This is a genomic window from Paenibacillus sp. NPDC056933 (assembly GCF_042674385.1).
GTDB lineage: Bacteria > Bacillota > Bacilli > Paenibacillales > Paenibacillaceae > Paenibacillus.
On sequence record NZ_JBHUQN010000001.1, the window covers coordinates 1,479,408 to 1,502,924 of the forward strand.

The following is a 23,517-nucleotide window of genomic DNA, read 5'->3' on the forward strand; positions in this document are numbered from 1 at the left end:
ATGACAACATTTTTATAACCAACCTCGGTTTATGTTAAAATAAGGGTACACACATTGCATCTACCACTACATAAAGCGGAAGGGATTGTCATCATGGAACTGTTTATTGCCGTACTTGTTTTGTTGGTACTGATCGGTTTATCGAATATTTTGAACCGGTTCGTGCCATTTATCCCCGTTCCGCTGATTCAAATTGCACTTGGTGTGGCAATTGCACTGCTGCCTGCTGGTGTTCATTTGCCACTGAATCCGGAATTGTTTTTTGTCCTCTTTATCGCGCCATTGCTATACAACGATGGCAAACGAACGCCAAGACACGAGTTGTGGAATCTCCGGGCACCAATCCTGTTGCTGGCGCTCGGGCTTGTGTTTGTTACTGTAGTGGTGGCTGGGTACGCAATCCATTGGCTTATTCCAACCATTCCGCTGCCTGCAGCTTTTGCACTTGCGGCCATTCTGTCTCCAACAGACGCTGTAGCCGTTGGTGCCATGGCTGGTCGAGTTCATTTGCCCAAAAGCATACATAGGCTTCTGGAAGGCGAAGCATTAATGAACGATGCCTCCGGTCTGGTTGCGTTCAAATTTGCGATTGCCGCAACGGTTACGGGTGTATTTTCCCTGGCACAGGCGTCCTTCAGCTTCCTTCTTATCGCCATTGGCGGGTTGTTGATTGGTGCTTTGTTATCGTTCCTGCTGATCCGACTTGGCGTCTGGATTCGGCGTCTGGGTATGGAAGATGTCACCATTCATATGCTGCTGCAAATCTTGACGCCGTTCGTCATTTATCTGGTAAGTGAAGAGATCGGTGTTTCGGGTATCCTGGCTGTCGTTGCAGGCGGTATCATTCACGCGATAGAGCGTGACCGCACGGAATCGGTACAACTGAAGATGCAGGTGGTGTCTGCCAGCACCTGGTCTGTCATTTTATTTATTTTGAATGGATTGGTCTTTGTCATTCTGGGAGTACAGATACCCGATGTGCTGAGTACCATTTTTGAGAACGTTTCGTTTGATAACCTCCAAGTACTTGGCTATGTGGGCCTAATTTCAGTGTTGTTGTTGGTGCTTCGTTTTGTCTGGATCTATCTGTTCTGGAAAGGAAATGAAAATTCCGGTGGGGCGTTGTCGAGCGGGAGGCCCAGATTGAAAGAGATTACGATCATTACTCTTTCGGGTGTGAGAGGGGCTGTAACATTGGCGGGGGCCTTCTCCATTCCTTATGTTCTGCAAGACGGGTCTCCTTTTCCTGAAAGGGATCTGATCATTTTCCTGGCGGCAGGTGTGATTCTGTTCACTCTGATTGCTGCAAGTGTGTTTCTTCCTATTCTTGCAAAGAACGAAGAAAAAGCGGAAGAAGGCACACCTCTAACATCAGAGCGGAAAGCGCAAGACATTATGCTTAAGGCAGCCATTCATGCAGTCAAGTCGGAGATGAACGACGAGAACAAGGCAGCTGCACTTGCGGTCGTTTCCGATCTTTCGAAATACATCAGACAAGCTGCCGGTGAACTCACTGCTGGTAAGCGCAAAGACATTTTGAAACAGGAAACAGCCATTCTCCTTATTGGTACACGGGCAGAACGTAAGGAAATTGAGAAATTGATGGATGAAAATGTAATTGCGTCCGAAGCGGCGTTTAGATGCAACAGCTGGCTGGATCGCAAAGAAATGATGCTTGCGAATCGTACCAACACGCAGATGATGTTCTCACTTAGTGAAATCGGGCGAATGCTAGGACATGTGTTTACCAATCGGTCCCAGAAGCCAAATCAGCCATTCATGCTGGAGAATGCAGATCTCTTCCGTCAAGTGAAGCTCCGTACCTCTGAAGCGGCGATCAAGGCGATCCGTGCTCATATGAACGATAGTAACCGGATCGTAGCACTGTCGGTCATCTCCAAATATGAACGGGTTATTGCCAAATTACGAACCTGGAACCAGGGGAAAACCGAAGATCCATTTGATCAGGAGAAGTTGGAATTGCAAATGGTGGCGATTCAGGAACAGCGCAATACCATACAGCAGCTATACGAAAATGGTGAAATCAACCGGGATGTAGCCGCAAAGCTCCGTCGATTTATTAATGATGTGGAAGCCACTGCGCTAAAAAACACTTAATCCGATAAACCCGATATTTTAAATAAGCATAAGTCTTTGATATACTATTTAAGTTACCAAGAAAGTTGTGTAAGTTGGCTCTAGTGTTAATCTTAAGAAGTTCAACTTATAATAAGCTCATAAAAGGAGATGGATGAGAATGGCAGAACAACGTACTCGCTTGGGCAAAACCGATCTGATTGTTAACCCGATTGGGTTGGGGGCAAATGCAGTAGGAGGACATAACATCTATCCGAATATGCTGAACGATGAGACAGGTAAGGAAGTCGTTCGCACCGCTTTGAAGCAGGGTATGAACTTTGTGGATACTGCGTTCATTTATGGGCCTGAACATTCAGAACGATTAATTGGCGAAGTGCTGAAAGAAACAGGTCAGCGCCAAAACACCATCATTGCAACGAAAGCTGCACATAAATTTGTAGATGGGAACGTAGTGATTGATAATTCACCTGCTTTCCTCAGAACATCTGTAGATGAGGCATTGAAACGTCTACAGACAGATTATATCGATCTGTTCTACATTCATTTCCCGGATGAACATACACCTAAGGATGAGGCTGTAGGTGAGCTGAAACGTTTGAAGGACGAAGGTAAAATTCGTGCCATCGGCGTTTCCAATTTTTCCATAGATCAGTTGCGTGAGGCGAATCGTGATGGAGAGGTGGATGTACTGCAGTCTGAATACAATTTGTTCAAAAGAGAAGCGGAGAAAGAATTGCTGCCCTATACGGCAGAGCATAACATTTCTTTTGTGCCTTACTTCCCCCTGGCGGCAGGTCTGCTCGGCGGCAAGTATAACCGTGACACTACGTTTCAGGATGGACGTGCGAAGAACCCGCTGTTCACCGGGGAAGCCTTTATTCGGAATCTGGACAAGGTGGAGCAGCTGCGCAGCATTGCACAGTCCAAGGATGCAGAGGTCGCACATCTCGTTCTGGCCTGGTATCTGACCCAGCCGTCCATTGATGCGCTCATTCCGGGCGCCAAGAAACCGGAGCAGGTCATCAATAATCTCAAAACACTGGAAGTTGAGCTGACCGCTGAGGAAATTGCAGTCATGGATCAGATATTTCGTTAAATAGTTCTGGTGAATCGGGAAATGCTAACAGGGAGTTTACGTTTGAAGATAAAGAGAGGACATCAACATGAACCTGAAGGCAGCCCGATTCATCGGATTGTGCACCCTGATTATTTTGCTTGGAAGCCATTCTGCCTACGCCAAACCTGTGCAGAAGAATCGGCAGTATTACGAGGAACGGGGAGAGATTGTGTGGGAGGTCCCCACGCATGACAAACTCATTGCACTGACCTTTGATGATGGACCTGATCCGGTCCAGACCCCGCAGATTCTGGCTTTGCTCCAACAATATCAAGCCAAAGGCACTTTTTTTGTACTTGGCAAATGGGCGGAGAAGTTTCCTGAACTGATTCAGCAGGAGCAGCGAGAAGGGCATGAAATTGCCAATCATACGTATGGGCATATGTACGCGGTTCGATCGACCAGGGCGGATAAGTACAGCCGTGAAATGAACACAGCGGAGAAATCCATTGTGGAAGCGGGAGCGGAACGTCCCTTATTGTTCAGGCCACCAGGCGGCTATTATAATGACATGGTCATTCAGGTCGCGAAACAACACGGATATACCATTGTGCTGTGGTCCTGGCATCAGGACACGCGTGATTGGTCTTCTCCAGGCGTATCAGCTATCGTGAACAAAGTGCTGAAGAATGCCCGTAATGGGGATATTGTTTTGTTTCATGATAAGGTGGAAGGCAGATCCCAGACAGTTACTGCGCTTAAAACGATTCTGCCGAAACTTCAGGAACAGGGATATCGTTTTGTAACCGTATCGGAACTCCTGGCTGTGAAGGCGAGAGAAGCGGCAAAAGGTAACATGTCATCACCACCGAAGCGTCCATAATAAAATGAAAACCGCAGGTCTCCAGAGAGACTTGCGGTTTTTGTTATGCCGATTAGGTCCTACCTGGAGAGTAACTGATGCAAAGAGGAATTGCAGCGTTAGCGGTCTGGTTTGACTGGGCGAGGTCGGGAACGCGCACGCCGCAGAAACAGCGACAGAAACAGGCCAATGATCGAAATCCAGGTGGCTACAATGAACGCATCATTAATGCCTTCAATCGTTGACGTCTGAACAGCGATACCATAAAGCTGCTGTAATGCGAGACTGGAACCTTGTTCTGCCGGCATTCCAGTGGCGGCAGCCATCTGTGTGCCGAGCATGCCCACCTGCTCTGTCAGCGCTGCATTGGTTGTTGTCACGGTGTTGCTGTAATCTGCCAAATGAATGCCTGCGCGCGTTGCCATCACGGTGATCAGCAGGGCTGTCCCGATTGAACCTGCCACCTGCCTAACTGTATTGGACATGGCCGTGCCATGGCTGGTGAGATGAGGTGGTAACTGGTTCAGGCCCTCGGTCTGCACGGACATCATGAGCATGGACATGCCAAAGCTTCTGAATGTGTATAACATCATGATGTGACCATAGGGAGTCTCACCCGTCAGCTTGCTGAATTCATAGGTGGAAATGGCGGTAATGATCAAACCGACAATGGCAAGAGGGCGAGAGCCAATCCGGTCAAACAGGGCACCTGAGATGGGAGACATGACGCCCATTAGCAGTGCACCAGGCAGCAGCAGCAGCCCGGATTGCAGAGGAGAGAACCCCCTTATGTTTTGCAGATAAATCGGCAACAGCAGCATTCCGCCAAAGAGAGCCATGTTTATCGTTGCACTGACCAGTGTGGAGATGGTGAAAATATCGTATTTGAACACCCGGAATTCCAGCAAAGGATTTTTCATAGCTGTCTCTCTGAGGACAAAGAAAACGATAAAAAGCACACCGATAATTAATGTTAGCAGCACGGTCGCGCTGGTCCAGCCTTTATCTCCGGCAGAGCTGAATCCATAGAGCAGAAATCCGAAACCAATGGTGGAGAATAGTGCACCATAACTGTCAAATTTCGGCGAAGTCAGCTTGGACACATTTCTTAGCCAGATAAAGGCGAACAAGATATCGAGCAAGGCGAGCGGAATGACCATGTAGAACAGAATACGCCATGTGTAATGCTCCACAATCCAACCGGATAGGGTTGGACCAATGGCCGGAGCGAACATCATGGCAATACCCATCGTGCCCATGGCCGTTCCTCTTTTCTCTGGAGGAAACACGGTCAGAAATACGTTCATAACGAGAGGCATAATAATACCAGCTCCACTGGCCTGAACAATTCGTCCGATAAGCATCACTGTAAACCCCGGACTGATGGCACAGATCAGAGAACCGACGGTAAACAGCAGCATGGCTGTTACAAACAATCTGCGAGTCCCATAGGACTCGATCAAGTAGGCTGTAATCGGAATAAGTACACCGTTCACCAGCAAATAAGCCGTGGACAGCCACTGCACAGTCGTAGCCGAGACGTTAAAGTCGTTCATCAGATGCGGGATGGCTACATTGAGCAAAGTCTGGTTCAAAATGGCGATAAAAGCACCAAGCAGCAAGACAGCGATGGTTTTCCCAAGGGGCAGTTGATGATTTTGATTGTCCATCAGCAGCCTTAAATATGAACGCGCACAGTAGCGCTCATGCCGGGAACGACACCCAGTCCTTTATATCCTTCAATAGTAATGATGATCGGAATGACTTGAGTGACTTTGGTGTAATTCGCATTGGTATTCGAAGTTGGCAGCAGTGAGAAGGACGATGCAGTGGCAAGTCCGATCTGGTCCACTTTACCAGTCAATGTGGTGTCAGGAAAAGCATCGACATACACATCCACGATCTGACCCGTTTTAATCTTATCAATTGCGGTCTCTTCCACATTGGCCGTTACGTATAGGTTATTGAAATCATAAGCCCGTGCGAGGGGGGTTCCGGCAGATACGAGCGAATTTTCCACAGCAGTCTGCTGTACGATTGTGCCGTTAACCGGCATCGTTATAGGTGTTGATTTGCCAGCAGCGGAGATGGTCCCAAGGCTATCGCCTGCATTAAAGGATGTACCAACCTTGCCTTTCCACGATCGAAGCTCGCCGCTTACAGCGGAAGCTACCGAGATAGGCTGCCCGGTTACAAGGGCATTATCGGTTTTAACATAACTGGTGGATTGGTTGTAATAGTAGATCCCGGCAGCTCCGGCACCCAGAATCACCAGAATCACGATAATATTGATCAAAATGGCACGCGAATTCATGCAGATCATTCCTCCTCAATTCGTTTTCTTTAATCTCTCCGCAAATAGTAAACACAGTCTTCTGTTGATATTCCTGTTTGGAGCATTCCCGCTACTTTGCCGCTCTATACGAATGAAGAAGAAATATTATTCGCAGAATAGGGCACCAATATATTGAATAACGCTGCCTACAGGCGGACGATGAGGAGGATGCTCATATGTTGATTATTTTGGCGGTAATTGTTGTTATAGGAGTTGTATTTCTATTGATTTATAACTCCAGATCCTCCCGCAAGGCTGCAGAAGCACGAGCTTCCAAAATCGCTGAGGTTGATAAAGGGCCTGTCCTTCTGCATGAAGAAGATGAAGCACAGAAGAAGGATCGCAACCACGAATCGGCGAAACATACAGCACATTTGGAACATGGTGAGCACAGACAAGCGGAGGTTCACCCGACAGAAGAAACAATGGAAAAGATCCCCGCAGCTCAGAAAAAAGAAGCACGGGGGACAGATGGGGACCAAGCTTATCGTCAGGCGTTGCTTCATTTCCGTAAACCGACGGAAACGGGGGAGAAGCTACCTCTAACCGATACTAATGAGGTAGAGAAAAGTGCAGATGAAGTCTACCGATCCGTGCTGAGAGCAATGAAAAACAAGTCAGAAGGCACTTCATCCGACCGAAAATGACCGTCCTGCTCCATACCTGAACTTGAGTCGTGCCTTTCGTTTTGAATCCAAAACGTCTACAATAGATGAAGCTTTGTGATTCATTGCAGCATGATATGGAATACTCGGAAGAGGAGAGTGAGGCACATGAACGGTCAACAGAGAGTAAACATTAAACCGGGTCTTGAAGTGGACATCGTACTGAAGCAGGATCAACCTACAGGGAAGCTGACACGTGGCATTGTCAAGGATCTATTAACCAAATCCCCTACACATCCGCATGGTATCAAAGTGCGCTTGACCAGTGGACAGGTTGGACGTGTCAAACAAGTGATCACAGGAGTGTCGGAATGATCCGATTTCCCAGATCATGACATGATTACAACCGCGGATGTAATGGCACATCTGGCCTCGGGTAATGAGCGACAGCAAGACGCATACCACACCTTACAGGGGAGTGGATTGTTACAAAGGTTAGCTGCTCACCAGCCTTATCCGGCGGGTACGGTCCCGATTGATATCGATATCCCGGGAAGTGATCTTGATCTATTATGTGAGGCAGCGGATCTGGTGGCATTCGAAACTCTGGTGCACAGCGAGCTGGGCGGGATGCAGGGTTTTCAATGCAAACGTGGGGATGATCGTGCAGGCCAGCATCCTTATGTGACTTGTTGTGTGAAAGTTGGTAACTGGCCTGTGGAGATTTTCGCCCAAACGACGCCTGTAATCAGGCAGAATGCCTATGTGCATATGCTGGTGGAGTGGGAATTGTTACAGCTATGGGGTGCAGCTGGACATGATAAGATTCGCAAATTGAAACTGAAGGGATGGAAGACGGAGCCGGCTTTTGCTTTTGTGCTGGGTATCCAGGGAAATCCTTATGAAGAAATGCTGCGTTTAGCGACATGGAACCGGGATGAGCTTAGAAGCTGGGCCAGGTTGAATACATCTTTTCAGTTTGAATAGATTAGTGCAACACATCAAATCAGAAAAATGGCCACAATGGTAGTTACGGTTAATCCCAGCAGTACCGGTTTCAAATTGCGGCGTGCCAGTTCAAATGGACTGACCCCGCAGATGGCTGCCGCTGGAATCAAGGCCCATGGAATCAAGGTCCCACCGCCAACCCATATGGCGGCGACCTGACCCAGTGCCGTCAATACAGGTGCAGAATCAGCCGAACCTGCAAACATAGATGCAATGGAGCCGACCAGGGATATTCCCGAAAATCCCGAACCATCCATTCCCGTGATCGCACCGGTTACAGTCATCGTTATCGCGCCCACCGTATCATTCAGTGGCACCAACCCAGCCAGAGCAACCCCCAGATCGTTCACAATACCGTGTGACTCATTAGGCAGAGGATGGTTAAATAATTCTGTAATTGCAGCATCCCCCAGATAAAAGAAAGCAGCAATCGGAATGACTGGACCGAACACTTTGAACCCGAACTGAAATCCTTCTATTAAATAGTTTGTTGTTTCCTCAGGACCTGTATGACGATGCGCTGCAAGCGATACGATGATCAGAATGAGCACGGCCGTTCCACCGATTAGCGCTGTGGCATCACCGCCTTGTAGTTTTAACACGAACATCAGGATGACATCCACTGCGAATAAGAGCGGGATGATTAGAGCGAACGCCTCTTGCAGACGTCGAGGCATAGATTGACGTTGAACCTCCACTTCCCCGGGCAGGGGTGCAGATTCAGTAGCAAGGGCAGGAGGAGAGATCGTTGCTTGACCAGGCACAGGAACGTGCAGATGAACAGCGGAACCAGACTTCATCTCTTTGCGCAGCATCCAGAATGCTGTAAATGTAGACACTGCTCCCATAACAATGACCAACGGGATGCTTGCGGTCATCACAGAGGTTACGGGAATTCCAGCTGCATCGGCCGTAAGTTTGGGAGCCCCTTGGATAATATAATCTCCTGACAATGCGATTCCATGGCCGAACAGGTTCATGGCAATGGCGGCGCCAATAGGAGGAAGACCCACACGTACCGCTACAGGAAGAAGCACAGCTCCGATCAGGGCGACGGCGGGTGAAGGCCAGAAAAACAGGGATACGACCATCATGATCAGTCCAATTCCCCAATACGCGACCTGTGGAGAACGGATAAAACGGGTGAGTGGTGACACCATGACCTCATTAATTCCCGTCCGAATAAGCACTCGGCTCATCGCAACAATAATTGAAATGATAAAAATGGTACTGAGCAGTTCCTTGGTGGCATAGATAAAACTGCTGAAGATGCCGGCAACCGATCCGCTTAATGTTTCTGTCGCCAGAAGTCCAATGGTCATGATACCTGTGATACAAATGATAGTTGTATCTCTGCGCCGGACCATAACGGCAACAATCAGGATGATAAAAGCAAGGTATACATAATGCAATGGGACGAGTTGAATATTCATCGTACATGCCTCCCTCCCCCCTGGTATTGACTCCAAGGAGTTCTATATCGTATGCATGTCACCACCGGGCGTTCGTGGAGTAAGGGGACATGGCACAGCTTTTATTTTTTATGGTGAGGTTTCATCCATCAAGGGAGCAGGATTTTTTTTACAGAATGGAGAACTTATGTAGAACGTACGGCATTGAACTTAACTGAAAGCCAAAGAGAAGTCACCAGAATTGACAAAGAGAGGTCACGGTAACGCATAGACAGAGGCAGGCGACCATAATTACAATTAACATGCTGTAATACGGAAAAAGTTGGAAGTGATGCATGAGGGAATCAACCGAAAAGGAAGAGATGTGGTTATTACTGATAGCGGTTACAACAATAAGCTCTGAAGAATTTAATTCCATGTGGAACAAAAGGGCGGGAATTCATGAATTTTATCCGTTCACTGCGCTTTAAGTTTATTGTGGGTCTGACATTGATCATGCTGCCCTTGTTCTTGCTGCTCTATTACAATAACGTGTACGCCATGAAGGTGGTACGTGATCAAGTATCTCTCACCAATATGAACCATCTTGCCAAGAGTGTAGAACAGAATGAGCGTGTGCTGCAGGAGACCAATCGTTATTTATACAGTCTGGGAGAGAGAGACCCGGATATTATCTCTTTGTTTTTCCTCGAATACGGTAGCGGCGATTATATTATTGCGAAACAGCGTATTATGAACAAATTCATGACAGATATCGGTTTTTATAATCTGATTGACTCTTTTTTTCTATACGATGCGGTGAATGATGATCTGTTATTGGCGACCTCAGGCAATTATGATGTCAAAAAGTCGGTAGTGCAGGAGAGTATGCCTGTCCAGATGCAGCAACTCGAGGGAGATATTCAGAAGCCGGAATGGAGCATTGTTCATGGTGGAACATGGAATGCTCTTGTCAAAACAGTTCGGATTAATTCTCAGTTCTATGCGGGGGCACTCGTTGACATGAATGCGCTGAACCATCCAGAGCAGTTCACGGAATCCGGGGACCTGGGAGGGGCAGTCATTTTGGGAGCAGATGGCGGGGCTTTGTCTAATTCGGCGTTGAATCCGGCGCAGATTGAACTCGCTGCAGCCCATATTGCTGGGTTGAAGAATCCCTATCAGGTGATCTCTGAAGTGAATTCCAAAGGCAATGCACGTCAGTATCTGATGTTGGGCATTCCATCAGCCATGTCAGAGATGAATTATATCGTTCTGCTGCCAGAAGAGGACATGATGCGCAACCTGCCGTTCTTTCAGCGGATTATTCGCCTGCTCCCGATTGGGGCAGCTGTCATCCTGATCACTGCGTTGATCTTTCTTAGGCAGCTCCTGTTCCGCCCGATGAATGTGTTGATTCGCGGGATGAGAAGGGTCAGTCTGGGGGAACTTGATGTGAGACTGGAGACACCTTCTTCATCAGAACTGGAGTTTCTCACGCATAGCTTCAATCAGATGACAAGTGAGATCCGGCATCTGAAGATTGATGTGTATGAGGAGCAATTGCGAACCCGGGAAGCGGAGTTCAAACAATTACAGATGCAGATCAATCCGCACTTTTACCTGAATTCATTGAATATTATTCATAGTCTGGCTTCATTGAAGAACCATGGGCTGGTGCAGCAGATGGCTGGCCATCTGGCTGATTATTTCCGGTTCAGTCTGCGTGCTGGCAAACGTGTCATCCGATTGGATGAAGAATTGGAACATATCCGTCACTACCTGGAAATCCAAAAGCTGAGATTTCCGAACAAGCTAGATTTTACATTGGATATTGAGCCTGATCTTGGGCATTATGTGGTACCGCCCTTGACGATTCAGCCTTTTGTGGAAAATGCCATTATTCATGGTTTTCAGCGGCGTTCAGAACCATTTGTAATTCGAATAAGAGCTTGGAAATCGAAAACGTTATCTGAGTCTCCTTCAGACAGGGGTACTGAGGATTATTCCGTCCTCCACCTTTCCATTACGGATAACGGTGTTGGATTTGAACAAGACATACTGGAACGTCTGCAACTGGGGCAATACGCCGAAGATCCGGGTGGACAGCACATTGGAATCTGGAACGTGGCTTATCGACTGCTCGTGAAGTACGGCGAAAGTGCCGGATTGCAATTCATGAATGAGTCAGACGGGGGAGCAGCAGTCATGATTCATGTCCCTGCCCAGACGGAAGAGGAAGAAGGGGGAGCCTATGCGGAACCTATTGATCGTGGATGATGAAGTGTATGCCTTGCAGGCAATGGTCGAAGGGGTAGATTGGAGCCTGGCTGGAATTGACCAGGTATTCAGTGCTGGCGATGCTGAAGAGGCAAGAATGCTGTTAAAAGCCCAACCCATTGATATTATGATCTGTGATATTGAAATGCCGGGTGAAACGGGACTCGACCTGCAGAGCTGGGTATTGAAACATGATCCTGGCATACTGACCATCTTTCTGACGGGGCATGCCCTGTTCGATTATGCCCAGACGGCGATCAAGCTGAACAGCTTCGACTATGTGCTGAAGCCTGCTCCAGCGGATCAGTTGCTCAAGGTGGTGACACAGGCAATCGACAAAATCAAGGATGGAGAACAGCATTCACGCACCAATGAAGTATATGAGACCGTGTACAAACGTTGGCAAACCCACAAACCTCTCCTGACAGAGCGTTTCTGGAAAGATGCCGTCTCACAGCGTCTCACCCTAACCCCGCAAAAGTTGCAGGAACTGGCGGAGGTCTATGGAGCTGAGATTGATCCGCAAGCTCGTGTTCTGCCGATTGTCATATCGGTTGAGGAATGGGTGCGGGAATTCGACCTGCGGGATGAGGAGGTGTTGGAATATGCGCTTCGCAATGCGGCCAAGGAGATGCTGCTCGGCGACAAACCCGGCGAAGTCTTTCAGGACCATAGCGGATTAAATATTGTGCTGGCCTACGAACAGGATGGCATCAGTCCGACAGCAAGTGAAGTGGCAGAAGGATGCCAGAGCTATATCCGGGAGTGCGGCTCCTATTTCTACTGCCGATTATCCTGTTATGTCGGAGTCCCGGTAGCGATTACAGAATTGCAAGGCATGCTCTATGAGCTGATGGATATGGAGCGTCGCAATATTAACGAGCTTGAAGAGGTCTTCAATTATGACGTACAAGGCCGGGAACCGGAAGATCGCTTTTTGCCGATACCATGGTTTTCCGAGCTGTCCGTCCTGTTTGAAACCGGGAAGTTCGAAGACCTGCGCGAGCGTATTGATGAAATCTTTGAGTTACTGGCTGCCCAGGAGCGGCTGTCACCAGAAATTCTGCGCTTGTACTATCATGCGATGCTGCATGTGGTCTATCCACTGCTTCATCAAAAAAATGTGTCTGTACGCAGCCTGTATCCGGGCGAACGGGAGCCGGAAGAAAGTGTTGTGACACGTTCGTTGCCCCAGTTGAAGCATTGGACTTCAGACCTGATTAGTCGAGCCATCCCGGTATTGTATCCGGACGATCACAGTCCAATGACCATTGTGGACCAGCTGTGCATATACATTGAAAATCATATTGGCGAAGAGCTGATGCGTGAAGAACTTGCATCTTTTGCCGGATTTAACCCTGCATATCTGTCCCGCCTGTTTCGAAAAGAAAAGGGCATGTCGCTATCCGAATTCATTCTCCAGCGGAGAGTAGCCAAAGCAAAAACGTTATTGTCCCAATCAACCGTCAAGGTAACGGATATTGCAGGCAAGGTGGGGTATTACAACTACTCTCATTTTACGAAAATGTTCAAAAAATGCACGGGCATTACACCACAGGAGTTTCGCAAACAGTCCCGAACGGTACAGATTTGACGCAGCATGCTGCGTCTTTTGTTTTTTCGTGACCTAAAGTCATAATTTGATAAGTGAACAGGTCACCACAGCAGATAGTGGTCCTGAGCGCCTCGCCGTATACTTGAACCACAGGAGACACAGCGTTGTTTCATCCTGAGGATGAAATTCAAGAGGAGTGAGGGAGAACAAGTTATGAAGACACAACCCCAGGCGGGTAAGGGAGCACGTCTATCAGCTGTACAGGGCATACCGGATGTACCGGTTCGTAAACGAAAGTCTGTCCTGTACAATCTAGGTAAATTCAAGGTTTTGTATCTCATGTTTTTGCCAGGCATTCTGTTTCTGCTGGTGAACAACTATATGCCAATGTTCGGTGTTCTGATTGCGTTCAAAAATGTGAACTATGCCGACGGTATTTGGGGCAGCCCGTGGAGCGGTTGGGATAATTTCAAGTATTTGTTCTCCACGAGCGATGCTTGGGAGATCACACGCAACACGCTCGCATATAACACCGTATTTATTGCGCTGAATTTATTTGTAGGTGTAGGGCTTGCGATATTGTTGAATGAAGTGAAGAACAAGGCGATGTCCAAATTGTATCAGTCACTCATGCTGCTTCCGTATTTTCTGTCGATGATTGTAGTCAGCTATCTGGTGCTCGCGTTTCTCGGCAAGGATTCGGGCTTCATGAACTCAACGATTCTTCAGCTCTTTGGCGGACAGCCCATTGACTGGTATTCAGAGCCCAAGTATTGGCCGTACATTTTGCCGCTGGTGAACACATGGAAGAATATCGGTTACTATGCCGTCATTTATCTGGCAGCAGTGGTAGGTATCGATGAGGAATATTATGAAGCGGCTGTTCTGGATGGTGCGAGCAAGTGGCATCAGATTCGCTTTATTACCGTTCCGTTTCTTGTGCCGCTGATCGTGATTATGACACTGCTGCAGATCGGTCGTATTTTCTATGCGGACTTCAGTCTGTTCTACCAGGTTCCACTGGAATCGGGAGCTTTATTCCCGGTCACGAACGTTCTGGATACGTATGTGTACCGCACATTCCTCATCGGGGGCGATATCGGGATGTCCTCTGCAGCTGGGCTTTATCAGGCTGTTGTCGGATTTGTGCTAGTTCTCGTATCCAATACCATCGTCAGGAGAATGGACAAAGATAATGCATTATTTTGAGAGGAGGCAAGCCAGCTGTGAAATCACGTGATCCATTAGCCGTGTCGCGGCGTTCCGCGTCCATCATTCACGGTATGTTTTTATTCTACGCCATTGCCTGCATCGTGCCGATCCTGCTTGTCTTCGCCATCTCATTCTCGGACGAGACGACGGTTATTGCGAACGGGTATAAGCTGATTCCGGAGAAGTTTAGTCTGACTGCCTATGAATTTCTGTTCAAGGACATGGATCAGATCATCCATTCCTATGGCATTTCCATTATTGTAACCGTGATAGGTACGATAACGAGTGTAGCGCTGACTGCATTGTATGCGTACCCGCTTTCCCGGAGGGATTTGCCTTATCGCGGGTGGTTCGCCTTTTTCATCTTTTTCACCATGTTGTTCAATGGCGGGCTGGTCCCTTGGTATCTTGTCTATGTGAACGTGCTGGATTTGAAAAACTCTATTCTCGCACTAATCATGCCTCTGCTGCTTTCACCGTTCTTCGTGCTGGTGATGCGTACGTTCTTCGCCAATTCCATTCCGGTTTCGATTCTCGAATCGGCACGAATTGATGGTGCAGGTGAATTGAGAACGTTTACACGAATCGTGCTTCCGCTCTCCCTCCCGGTGATGGCGACCGTTGCGCTGTTCAGCACATTGAATTACTGGAATGACTGGTATCTTAGCATGATTTTTATATCTGATAACCGGACGATCAGCCTTCAGTACCTTATGTACCGAACGCTGCTCGATATTCAATATTTAACATCCAACTCCAATGTCTCTTCACAGATTTCATCACAGGGCGGATTGTTGAATCTGCCGAATAAAACACTGCAAATGGCGATGGCTGTTGTCGGTATTGGTCCAATTGTACTGGCATATCCGTTCTTCCAGCGGTATTTCATCAAGGGCCTCACGGTAGGCGCAGTGAAGGGGTAACTCCGGCCGGTTAGCGGAGAGAGCAACGGATAACGAAGATGGACCTGAGAGGGCATATACAAAAAACAGCGAGATCAGACACGCCGGAGGGACGGCAAGGGAACGGACTTTTGCAGATGGGGTAACATTGCGAATTGGGGCAATCGGTTGCAGGGTCCAACATATGACGGGAGGGGTTCAATTGGTTAAAATGTTAAAGGTATGGCCACGTATGGGAGCAGCAGTTATGGCGCTGAGCCTGGTGCTGGCAGGATGCTCAACGGACAAAGGTGGAACCACACCGGCAGCCGAGGGCGGCGGTGCAGCAGAGAGCGGGGGCAAGCCCTATGAAGTGACGCTGTATTATCCGGGCACACCACAGAAAGATGTGGCTCTGGTCGAAGCCGAGATCAACAAAAAGATGGAGCCAAAGATTGGAGCTACCCTCAAGATCAATGCAATCGATTGGGGGCAGTGGGATAACAAGCTGAATCTCATGATCTCTTCAGGTGAAAAATCGGACATTATTTTCACGGCGGCATGGCAGAATTACACCGTCAATGTAGCGAAAGGGGCTTTCTTGCCGCTCAATGAGCTGCTTGACAAGTATGGGCAGGATATCAAGAAAAATCTTGACCCAGCCTTTTTGGAAGGTTCGCAGGTGGATGGCGTAAACTATGGTGTTCCTACCAACAAGGAATTGGCAGCAACACGTGGCGTACTCGTACGCCAAGATCTGGCTGACAAATACAAGCTTGATCTGACCGCAGTGAAAACGTGGGCTGACCTGGAGCCGCTGCTCAAAACAATTAAGGAAAATGAACCTGGTATTACTCCGTTTTATATGTCCAATACCAATGGTAACGGACTGCTGGAAAACCTGGACTGGGATTATCTCGGCGATGCATCCGTTCCTGGTGTAATCTCCAAAACAGCAGGTACCACCAAGGTACTGAACGAAGTGGAGACTCCTGAATTCAAGGAAGCAGCTGAACTGGCGCGCAAGTGGTATCAGGCTGGATACATCAACAGTGATGCGGCAACTTCCAATGTTTTCCCAAAAGATCAGGCGAAGGCAGGCAAGGCTTTTCTCTGGACCGACGGCATGAAGCCGGGTAAAGATAAGGAAGAAGAAGGGTACGTTGGATATCCACTGACCCAGATTGAGATGACACAGCCTACGATTACAACCGGTGATGCTTCGGGTGCCATGCTGGCCATTTCCCGTTCCTCCGAGCAGCCGGAGAAAGCAATGCAGGTCATTAACCTGCTGCATTCCGACAAAGAGATCAACAACCTGCTCAATTTCGGAATCGAAGGTACACATTATGTGAAAAAAGATGGCGAAGAAAACATTATTACTCTCCCGCAAGGAGTAGACGCCAACAGTCGCACATACAACCCGGGCGCACAATGGCAGCTGGGCAATCAGTTCCTGAACTACCTCTGGGATAATGAAGATCCGCAGAAATGGGAAAAGTTCAAGGAGTTTAATGCCAAAGGCGTCAAGTCGCCTGCACTGGGCTTTACCTTCAACAGCCAATCCGTCAAAAACGAAATTGCCGCGGTAAATAACGTGAACAAACAGTTCAAACCGGGCATGACCTCGGGCGCAGTTGATCCAAACGAGATGATCCCGAAATATCTGGAGAAGCTGAAAGCCGCAGGTATTGATAAAATTATTGCCGCCAAACAAGAGCAGCTCGACGCATTCCTGTCCAAGAAATAGTTTAGCGTCAAAATCCAAGACGTTTTCGGTTTATACCGGGAGCGTCTTTTTTTATTTGGATTGTAACCCATAATAAGGAAAAATATGATATAATCAGGTGGCTGATTAGGGGGTGATCATGTGTCGAGAACCAGACTTGTGTTCTCTGTGATGTTTTTGATGTTTGGAATCATTTTTACGTTTAAGCATCACCTCGGCTTCTCTGTGGGGGACACGATGTTGTCTGCTATCGGGTTGTCGCCTTATACCACATCCTATGCAAGTGGTGTGCATATCACGTTATTTCTGGGAATGGGCATATTGGCGTGCAGCTACTATGTTACCCGTCAAGAAATGATGCCATTTTATCCGTCTCTGGCGAAACGGCTCTGGTTGATCGTACTTGTTATTGTCCTCAGTTATTCCTACATGACGGATAAATTGATGTATGTAGCCAAATGGGGAGCTTCCGGGATCAATGGTGTTTCCTATGTCCAAAATAACAGCTCCTGTACCTATGATGTATTGGATAATGGGATCACACGGGTAAACTGTGACCTGACACTCAAGAATTACAGCAGAGAACCTGTAGCAGCAGTGCTATTACCTGATTTGGCCCGCAGTTACAAATTCAAGGATGATCCGCTGTACGAATCCCTGAATTCTGTCCGGCTAACGCCTGTAAACGTAGAGATTGAACCATATGGAACGTTTAAGGGTCAACTGGCGTTTTCCGGTTTGGCAGAAAGCCCGCTGCAAGTGAAAGGAAAACTCATCGATATTGTACTGGATGTCGCTGTTGATGGAGAGAATACCGTGTTTGATTACGATATTCCATAAAGCTTGGTAAGCAAAACAGAATGAATACATAAGAAGAATGTTATGAAGTAGATCCATATTAACGAGTCAAAAGATGAGGAAGGAGCTGGCGGTAGCCGGCTCTTTTTTGCGTGGAAGTTGCAATTAGTGCAGAAAAGTTGGTTTTGTCACCTTTATGCATGTACATGATAACGCTTACGATATATAGAGAATTGATTCACAATGGATTAAGTTATGAACGCGGGTGAGCTGTGATGTGGACTCTTTCAGAAAAAACAGTTTATGTTTAACGCCTTCATCGTTAAAATTAGATTCACTGACTAATGAAGGCAAAGTGAGGTAAGAAGATGTCATACCGGACGAATCTATTTTCGAAAATGGTCATTTTAATTCTGATTATGCTGGTTCCAGTCGTACTGCTGTACTGGTATTCGAACCATAAAACAACAGCCGTTTTGCGAGATGAACTCAATCGTTCCAACAGCAACCAGCTGGAGTTTTTTCAAAATCAAGTCAATACGCACATCGAGCTGTTATCTTCATGGCCAAATCTGCTCATTCATGACCCTGATATTGCGAGCTTCAGACGGATTTACGCTGACAGTAAATATTTCGATCTGGATACGATCAATCTCGTGAAACGGATTCAGAACAAGCTAAGTATTCAGGAAAGTTCATCGAATTGGACAACGAAGTTATACCTCTACTCCCCATCACTGGGCAGAGTCATCTCTGAAAGAGATGCCCGCACCTACGATGAACAGGCACTGCGAGGCAACATATCATCCGGGTGGAATGTTCGCAAGATTCAGGACGGCGATGATGAGCGATTTATATTCAGCTGGATTACCGTATCCCCATATGGCATCAGTGATCCGGCAGCCAATGCCGAAACCGTAATCAAGCTGGAGTTCGACAGTGACAACATTCGTGATATGTTGGATAAATTTAAGGACGATGGACGCCATGATCCCTTCTATTATCGTGAAGAGTCAGGCGTTATTTATAACCGCACTTCGGATCGTGGTCTGACAGGTCAGCTGATGGACAACCTGGCGATCGACAAGCTTAAGGATGTGGACAACCGTACAGTAGTCATTGACGGCGAGCCCTACATGGTTAATACGGTAAAGTCCAGCACAACAGGCTGGTATCTGGTGGATTACATGCCATTATCCGCAATTCTGAAGCCAATCCATCAATCTAATATACTGTTTTATTCAGCCATGATCTGTCTGTTTTTGATGAGCTTTGGCGTAGCATACCTGTTGTATGTCCAGGTCCAGGTGCCTGTCAAACAGCTGATTCGGGGATTCCAACGATTGAAGCAAGAGGATTATTCAGTCCGAATCACACCCAAAGGACGGAATGAATTCAGCTTTTTGTCCGAACGGTTCAATTCCATGGTCGAGCAGATTCAACAGTTGTTTCAACATGTGTATCTGGAGCAGATTCATGTACGTGAAGCCCGACTGAAGCAGTTGCAATCACAGATTAATCCTCACTTTTTCTATAATTGTTTCTCATTCATTACGAGCATGGCGAAGCTGAAGCGTGTCGATGCCGTCGTTGCCATGTCTCATAATCTGTCCCGATACTATCGGTATACGACGAGGCAGGAGCGTGATGTGGTGCCGCTCACAGAGGAGATTGAGTTCGTGACTTGTTATCTGGAGATTCAGCAGATGCGCATGGACCGGATACATTTCAAGATTGACTTATCGGAAGAACTTCTGAGGCAGGAGGTGCCTCCGCTAATCATACAACCATTAGTAGAGAATGCGGTTATTCATGGTATTGAAGCAGATGCCGAGGCGGGGGAAATTCGGATTTCGGGAGAACAAAGAGAAGGCTTGATGATTCTTACTGTCGATGACGATGGACAAGGTATGGATGCACAGGCCCGCCAGTTGCTGCTTCACAAACTCACAGGCAGCATGGATCAGGAGATGGGCTGCGGTCTGTGGAACGTCAATCAGCGTCTACAGCTCAGGTATGGGGAACAGGCGGGACTTCGTGTTACGGAATCACCTCTTGGGGGGCTGCGTGTTACCTTGTTGTGGCCCGCAGACGCCGAGAAGACTCTTCCGGAATACGAAGAATAGAGACGTTGGGTAGAGATGACAAGAAAATGGCAAGAAGATGACAAGAAGAAAAGATCATAACACCATAACACCATAACACCATAACACCTTTGTATAACTTAACAGATGGGAGTGACTAGCTTGATCGATATATTGCTTGTAGATGACGAAACGTATGTGACAGAAAGTCTGGAATTGACCATTCCCTGGGGAGAACTCGGGGTTACAACGGTTTTGCGTGCGGCCTCTGGGAAGGAAGCACTGCAGATCATGGAGGAGAATGCTGTAGACCTCGTCGTTACCGATATTCGAATGCCGGGTATGTCCGGACTGGAGCTGATTGAAGAGGTAAGCAGCCGATGGCCGCACATCCGCTGCATCCTGTTGACCGGACACAGTGATTTTCAATATGCCAAGAAAGCGATTCAGCTGCAGGCTGCCGATTATATTCTCAAACCAGTGAACGATGAGGAATTCATGGCTTCGGTCTCCGCTGCCATCACGTCCCTTCGGGATGAATGGGATGAATTTGATAAATACCATCGGCTGCTGTACAGCCGCAAGTCGGATTATAAAATTTTGCGGGAAAATCTGATGCACGATCTGTTACTGGGCCGCGAGATTACTGCTCGTGCATTGGGTGAACAGCTGGAAAAGTACGAGATTGCGCTTCAGCCGGACCAGCCAACAATCATGATGCTTATTCGTCTAACAGGTCGGTTCTCGGCAATGGATCAGCAATCGCTGGATTTGATGGAGTTTGCCGTTGGCAATATCGCTGAAGAGGTGTTTGGTCCCCAGTACAATGTGTGGTTTGGACGAGGTCCACATGAGTGTCTGGTCATGATGATACAGAAAGAGGACTGGACGGAGCCAGACTTAACGAATGTGGAAGAACTGAAGCAGCCCGTTGGGACTTTTCGCGAGCATGTTATTCGATACTTGCAAGGCGATCTGTCCATGGTGGTTACAGCGCCGTTTCCCTATGCTGATCTGACGACCGCTTATCGTAAAGGTTTGGGATCATTGGTACTGTCCGGGCCAGAGGAAAATACGATCAAATACATGGATAATGAGCTATCCAGACGTCTGGAGAATGATGTGGCACAACAAGTGCTTGAAGAGCTGTATAAGCCACCGGTGCTGCCTCAGTTGCTTGAAACCAAACAGTGGGAGGCTGCGGCACGAAAGCTGAATGCCGTTTTTGATGCAGCGGACCGCGCATGTCTCTCCAGAGAACATGTATATGAGATGTATTTGTCTGTAACGAATGCATTTATGTATATCGCGCATAAGCAGGGACATCTCGTACATGAGATTGATCATGCGGGATTCGACCTGCTGCTGGCGCATCAGCTGATCCAATCACCTGACAAGCTGCGCCGCTGGGCGACGGAGATGCTTGCCAAGTTGCAGGAAGAGCTGTCAGATCAGGAAGGTGTACAGAGTCGCAGGCACGTCATCAAGCAGGTTCAGGAGATGGTAACCCGAGATACTGGGCAAGATCTGTCGGTAAAGATGATCGCGGACAAGGTGTATCTGCATCCCGTGTATCTGTCCAAGATTTACAAAGCCGAAACAGGTGAGGGACTGGGCGATTATATGATTCGTATGCGGATGGAGCGTGCATTGTATTTGCTCAAAAACACAAACAAAAAAATATACGAGATTACCAGTGAGCTGGGGTACCAAAATCCGCAATATTTCAGCAAAATGTTCAAAAAGCATTATGGAATGACACCGAATGAATATCGGGATCAGGCATAATTTTAACATCATTCTCGTATATAGGTTGCCAAAGGTGCAGAAATCTTGTTTTCGTGACATAGGCTGAAAGACCCGGTAGGCCTATAATGAAAGGGTAACCAAAATGATTAAGGGGGAACAACTAATGAGAGCGAAATCTACAAAAAAGAGATGGCTGCCGCTCCTCGCTACGACAACGTGTCTTGCTGTCATCCTTACTGCATGTGGAGGAGGCAACAGTGGCGGTGAGAACGCGGGTTCGAGCACATCAGCCGTTGAAAACGAATACAAAGAAAAATATGATCCGGCAGTAACCATTACAACAGCATGGGGAATCGACCCTGAGCTAAAATTCAAAAATGGCGAATCCATGGAAAATAACGTGGCAACCAAGTGGGCCAAAGACAAATTCGGAATTGACATCAAATCCTTGTGGTCTGTAACAGATACGAATAGTGCATTTGCAACCAAGCTTCGTCTTGCAATGTCTTCTGGACAAGAGATGCCAGATATTGTCACAGTCGGACAGCCGGATAATTTAGTCGCTCAAGATTTAATCGACTCCGGCATGTATCAGGAGGTAGGACCACTATTCGACAAATACGCCTCGGATACATGGAAAAAAGCAATGGAGCAAGATCCGAATGTATGGAACCAGTACAGCCGGGATGGCAAAAGAATGGGTATTCCTGTACTGGACTATGCATACAACAATGACTACCTGCTATGGATCCGTCAAGATTGGCTGGACAAGCTGAACATGAAAGCGCCAAAAACCATTGACGAGCTGGAAACCGTAATGGAAGCGTTCAAAAATAAAAATCCGGATGGATTGGCTCCAGACAAGGTCACCCCGCTTAGCGTCGGTTTCAAAACATCCATGAACACATGGATGGGAGATCCATCCTGGATCTTTGGTGCATACGGCACCTTACCGCAACAATGGAATGTAGGAGCAGATGGTAAGCTGGAGTATGGCTCAATTAATCCAGGCATGAAACAAGGTTTGACCAAAATAAGCGAATGGCTCAAAAAAGGATATATTCCGCAGGAAGCAGCGTTGTGGGATGAGAACAAAACAGCAGAACCGGCAGTTGCGGGTACAGCAGGTATTATCCCAGGACCATACTGGATGAGTGGATGGCCGCTGAAGGATACGGTGAAAAATGCCCCAGGTGCAGTTTGGAAACCAATTGAGATCCCAAGTGGTCCTGATGGTAAAGCAATGCGTCATGGTACACAATTTGTCAATGGTGTTACTTTGATTAAGAAAGATATGGAACATCCAGAAGCATTCTTTACGTATCAAAACTATCTGTTTGATAATTACGCAGATCCGAAACCAGGCAGTGAATATGATAACGGTCTGTTTGCAGGCTATGACTACCAATTGGATTCAAATGGAAAACAAATGCCGATTGAAGAAATTGATGGTGGGTATGTCAACGTAGTACGTTATTTGCTCGTGCGTGATGGCGCCCGTATTCCGGACGCACAGATGAAAGCCTTGATGAATCTGGCCAATGGAAAAGAGCCTGAAACCAAGCTCGAAAAAGATGTTGCCGTGAACTATGGTAAAGAGACACCAGCCGCAGCGAAAGTGCTGCTGAGTCAGGAAGAAATCTCTTACAAAAACATGTTCACAGGTCCTACAACACAAACGATGAAATCGAAGCTGGACTATTTGAACAAAATTGAGAATCAGGCCTTTAATGAAATTATTTATGGCAAAAATCCGGTAGATTCGTTTGATACATTTGTACAAACGTGGAAATCGGGTGGCGGTGATCAAATCACACAAGAGGTTAACGCATGGTATGACGGTGTGAAAAAATAAGTTTCAGGGGCGTGCA

18 protein-coding genes are annotated in these 23,517 nt (G+C 47.5%); 15 read left to right on the forward strand and 3 right to left on the reverse strand.

Going from position 1 to position 23,517, the window contains the following annotated elements; genetic code table 11:
* Positions 1–93: 93 nt before the first annotated feature.
* The 3 genes from ACFTRD_RS06790 (at position 94) to ACFTRD_RS06800 (ending at position 4,040) form a co-directional block, all read left to right on the forward strand.
* A complete protein-coding gene (locus tag ACFTRD_RS06790; protein WP_379378265.1) occupies positions 94–2,118 on the forward strand; it encodes a Na+/H+ antiporter in 2,025 nt (674 codons plus the stop codon).
* Between the two features lie 139 nt (positions 2,119–2,257).
* Positions 2,258–3,196 carry an aldo/keto reductase gene (locus tag ACFTRD_RS06795; protein WP_379378267.1) on the forward strand — a complete coding sequence of 313 codons (939 nt, stop codon included), beginning with the start codon at positions 2,258–2,260 and terminating at the stop codon, positions 3,194–3,196.
* A gap of 67 nt (positions 3,197–3,263) precedes the next feature.
* A complete protein-coding gene (locus ACFTRD_RS06800) occupies positions 3,264–4,040 on the forward strand; it encodes a polysaccharide deacetylase family protein (RefSeq protein WP_379378269.1) in 777 nt (258 codons plus the stop codon).
* A 98-nt stretch (positions 4,041–4,138) separates the two neighbouring features.
* On the opposite strand, the gene ACFTRD_RS06805 is transcribed toward ACFTRD_RS06800, so the two are convergent.
* Together ACFTRD_RS06805 and ACFTRD_RS06810 are read right to left on the reverse strand one after the other, a co-directional pair.
* Complete coding sequence (locus ACFTRD_RS06805) at positions 4,139–5,689, reverse strand: DHA2 family efflux MFS transporter permease subunit (protein WP_379378271.1); 1,551 nt, start codon at positions 5,687–5,689, stop codon at positions 4,139–4,141.
* A gap of 8 nt (positions 5,690–5,697) precedes the next feature.
* The gene (locus ACFTRD_RS06810; RefSeq protein WP_379378275.1) at positions 5,698–6,333 is read right to left on the reverse strand and encodes a biotin/lipoyl-containing protein; all 636 of its coding nucleotides are present in this window, start codon (positions 6,331–6,333) and stop codon (positions 5,698–5,700) included.
* A gap of 197 nt (positions 6,334–6,530) precedes the next feature.
* On the opposite strand from ACFTRD_RS06810, the gene ACFTRD_RS06815 reads away from it, so the two are divergent.
* The 3 genes from ACFTRD_RS06815 to ACFTRD_RS06825 all read left to right on the forward strand — a co-directional run bounded on the left by ACFTRD_RS06815 (position 6,531) and on the right by ACFTRD_RS06825 (position 7,946).
* Positions 6,531–7,001, forward strand: a complete 471-nt coding sequence (locus tag ACFTRD_RS06815) for a hypothetical protein (RefSeq protein WP_379378276.1) — start codon at positions 6,531–6,533, stop codon at positions 6,999–7,001.
* Positions 7,002–7,127: 126 nt separating this feature from the next.
* Positions 7,128–7,334 carry a YwbE family protein gene (locus ACFTRD_RS06820; RefSeq protein WP_062321983.1) on the forward strand — a complete coding sequence of 69 codons (207 nt, stop codon included), beginning with the start codon at positions 7,128–7,130 and terminating at the stop codon, positions 7,332–7,334.
* Positions 7,335–7,355: 21 nt separating this feature from the next.
* Complete coding sequence (locus ACFTRD_RS06825; protein ID WP_379378279.1) at positions 7,356–7,946, forward strand: DUF4269 domain-containing protein; 591 nt, start codon at positions 7,356–7,358, stop codon at positions 7,944–7,946.
* A gap of 14 nt (positions 7,947–7,960) precedes the next feature.
* Here ACFTRD_RS06825 and ACFTRD_RS06830 read toward each other — a convergent pair whose 3' ends face one another.
* Positions 7,961–9,400, reverse strand: a complete 1,440-nt coding sequence (locus ACFTRD_RS06830; RefSeq protein ID WP_379378281.1) for a hypothetical protein — start codon at positions 9,398–9,400, stop codon at positions 7,961–7,963.
* A 420-nt stretch (positions 9,401–9,820) separates the two neighbouring features.
* Here ACFTRD_RS06830 and ACFTRD_RS06835 point away from each other — a divergent pair, with 420 nt between their 5' ends.
* The 9 genes from ACFTRD_RS06835 (at position 9,821) to ACFTRD_RS06875 (ending at position 23,501) form a co-directional block, all read left to right on the forward strand.
* Positions 9,821–11,638, forward strand: coding sequence for a sensor histidine kinase (locus tag ACFTRD_RS06835; protein WP_379378283.1), 1,818 nt, complete (start codon positions 9,821–9,823; stop codon positions 11,636–11,638).
* Complete coding sequence (locus ACFTRD_RS06840; RefSeq protein ID WP_379378285.1) at positions 11,613–13,232, forward strand: response regulator transcription factor; 1,620 nt, start codon at positions 11,613–11,615, stop codon at positions 13,230–13,232. The genes ACFTRD_RS06835 and ACFTRD_RS06840 overlap by 26 nt, the downstream gene beginning before the upstream one ends.
* 174 nt (positions 13,233–13,406) lie before the next feature.
* Positions 13,407–14,402: an ABC transporter permease gene (locus tag ACFTRD_RS06845; RefSeq protein WP_379378287.1), complete on the forward strand. Its 996-nt coding sequence runs from the start codon at positions 13,407–13,409 to the stop codon at positions 14,400–14,402.
* 17 nt (positions 14,403–14,419) lie between these two features.
* On the forward strand, positions 14,420–15,328 hold the full coding sequence (locus ACFTRD_RS06850; RefSeq protein ID WP_379378289.1) for a carbohydrate ABC transporter permease: 909 nt from the start codon (positions 14,420–14,422) through the stop codon (positions 15,326–15,328).
* A 190-nt stretch (positions 15,329–15,518) separates the two neighbouring features.
* Entirely contained in the window at positions 15,519–17,036 is a 1,518-nt protein-coding gene (locus ACFTRD_RS06855) for an ABC transporter substrate-binding protein (RefSeq protein ID WP_379381212.1), read from the forward strand.
* A gap of 120 nt (positions 17,037–17,156) precedes the next feature.
* Positions 17,157–17,855 carry a hypothetical protein gene (locus ACFTRD_RS06860; protein ID WP_192266120.1) on the forward strand — a complete coding sequence of 233 codons (699 nt, stop codon included), beginning with the start codon at positions 17,157–17,159 and terminating at the stop codon, positions 17,853–17,855.
* A gap of 326 nt (positions 17,856–18,181) precedes the next feature.
* A complete protein-coding gene (locus ACFTRD_RS06865) occupies positions 18,182–19,939 on the forward strand; it encodes a sensor histidine kinase (RefSeq protein ID WP_379378292.1) in 1,758 nt (585 codons plus the stop codon).
* A 120-nt stretch (positions 19,940–20,059) separates the two neighbouring features.
* Positions 20,060–21,685: a response regulator gene (locus ACFTRD_RS06870; RefSeq protein ID WP_379378294.1), complete on the forward strand. Its 1,626-nt coding sequence runs from the start codon at positions 20,060–20,062 to the stop codon at positions 21,683–21,685.
* A 124-nt stretch (positions 21,686–21,809) separates the two neighbouring features.
* A complete protein-coding gene (locus ACFTRD_RS06875) occupies positions 21,810–23,501 on the forward strand; it encodes a type 2 periplasmic-binding domain-containing protein (protein WP_379378296.1) in 1,692 nt (563 codons plus the stop codon).
* Positions 23,502–23,517: the final 16 nt, after the last annotated feature.

What these genes read in the sequence shown, in the direction of transcription:
- ACFTRD_RS06815 (WP_379378276.1), top strand. Translation starts at nt 6,531, where the DNA reads ATGTTGATTATTTTGGCGGTAATTGTTGTTATAGGAGTTGTATTTCTA.
- ACFTRD_RS06825 (WP_379378279.1), top strand. Translation starts at nt 7,356, where the DNA reads ATGATTACAACCGCGGATGTAATGGCACATCTGGCCTCGGGTAATGAG.
- ACFTRD_RS06795 (WP_379378267.1), top strand. Translation starts at nt 2,258, where the DNA reads ATGGCAGAACAACGTACTCGCTTGGGCAAAACCGATCTGATTGTTAAC.
- ACFTRD_RS06820 (WP_062321983.1), top strand. Translation starts at nt 7,128, where the DNA reads ATGAACGGTCAACAGAGAGTAAACATTAAACCGGGTCTTGAAGTGGAC.
- ACFTRD_RS06805 (WP_379378271.1), bottom strand. Translation starts at nt 5,689, where the DNA reads ATGGACAATCAAAATCATCAACTGCCCCTTGGGAAAACCATCGCTGTC.
- ACFTRD_RS06840 (WP_379378285.1), top strand. Translation starts at nt 11,613, where the DNA reads ATGCGGAACCTATTGATCGTGGATGATGAAGTGTATGCCTTGCAGGCA.
- ACFTRD_RS06855 (WP_379381212.1), top strand. Translation starts at nt 15,519, where the DNA reads ATGTTAAAGGTATGGCCACGTATGGGAGCAGCAGTTATGGCGCTGAGC.
- ACFTRD_RS06790 (WP_379378265.1), top strand. Translation starts at nt 94, where the DNA reads ATGGAACTGTTTATTGCCGTACTTGTTTTGTTGGTACTGATCGGTTTA.
- ACFTRD_RS06830 (WP_379378281.1), bottom strand. Translation starts at nt 9,400, where the DNA reads ATGAATATTCAACTCGTCCCATTGCATTATGTATACCTTGCTTTTATC.
- ACFTRD_RS06835 (WP_379378283.1), top strand. Translation starts at nt 9,821, where the DNA reads ATGAATTTTATCCGTTCACTGCGCTTTAAGTTTATTGTGGGTCTGACA.
- ACFTRD_RS06800 (WP_379378269.1), top strand. Translation starts at nt 3,264, where the DNA reads ATGAACCTGAAGGCAGCCCGATTCATCGGATTGTGCACCCTGATTATT.
- ACFTRD_RS06845 (WP_379378287.1), top strand. Translation starts at nt 13,407, where the DNA reads ATGAAGACACAACCCCAGGCGGGTAAGGGAGCACGTCTATCAGCTGTA.
- ACFTRD_RS06810 (WP_379378275.1), bottom strand. Translation starts at nt 6,333, where the DNA reads ATGAATTCGCGTGCCATTTTGATCAATATTATCGTGATTCTGGTGATT.
- ACFTRD_RS06875 (WP_379378296.1), top strand. Translation starts at nt 21,810, where the DNA reads ATGAGAGCGAAATCTACAAAAAAGAGATGGCTGCCGCTCCTCGCTACG.
- ACFTRD_RS06865 (WP_379378292.1), top strand. Translation starts at nt 18,182, where the DNA reads ATGTCATACCGGACGAATCTATTTTCGAAAATGGTCATTTTAATTCTG.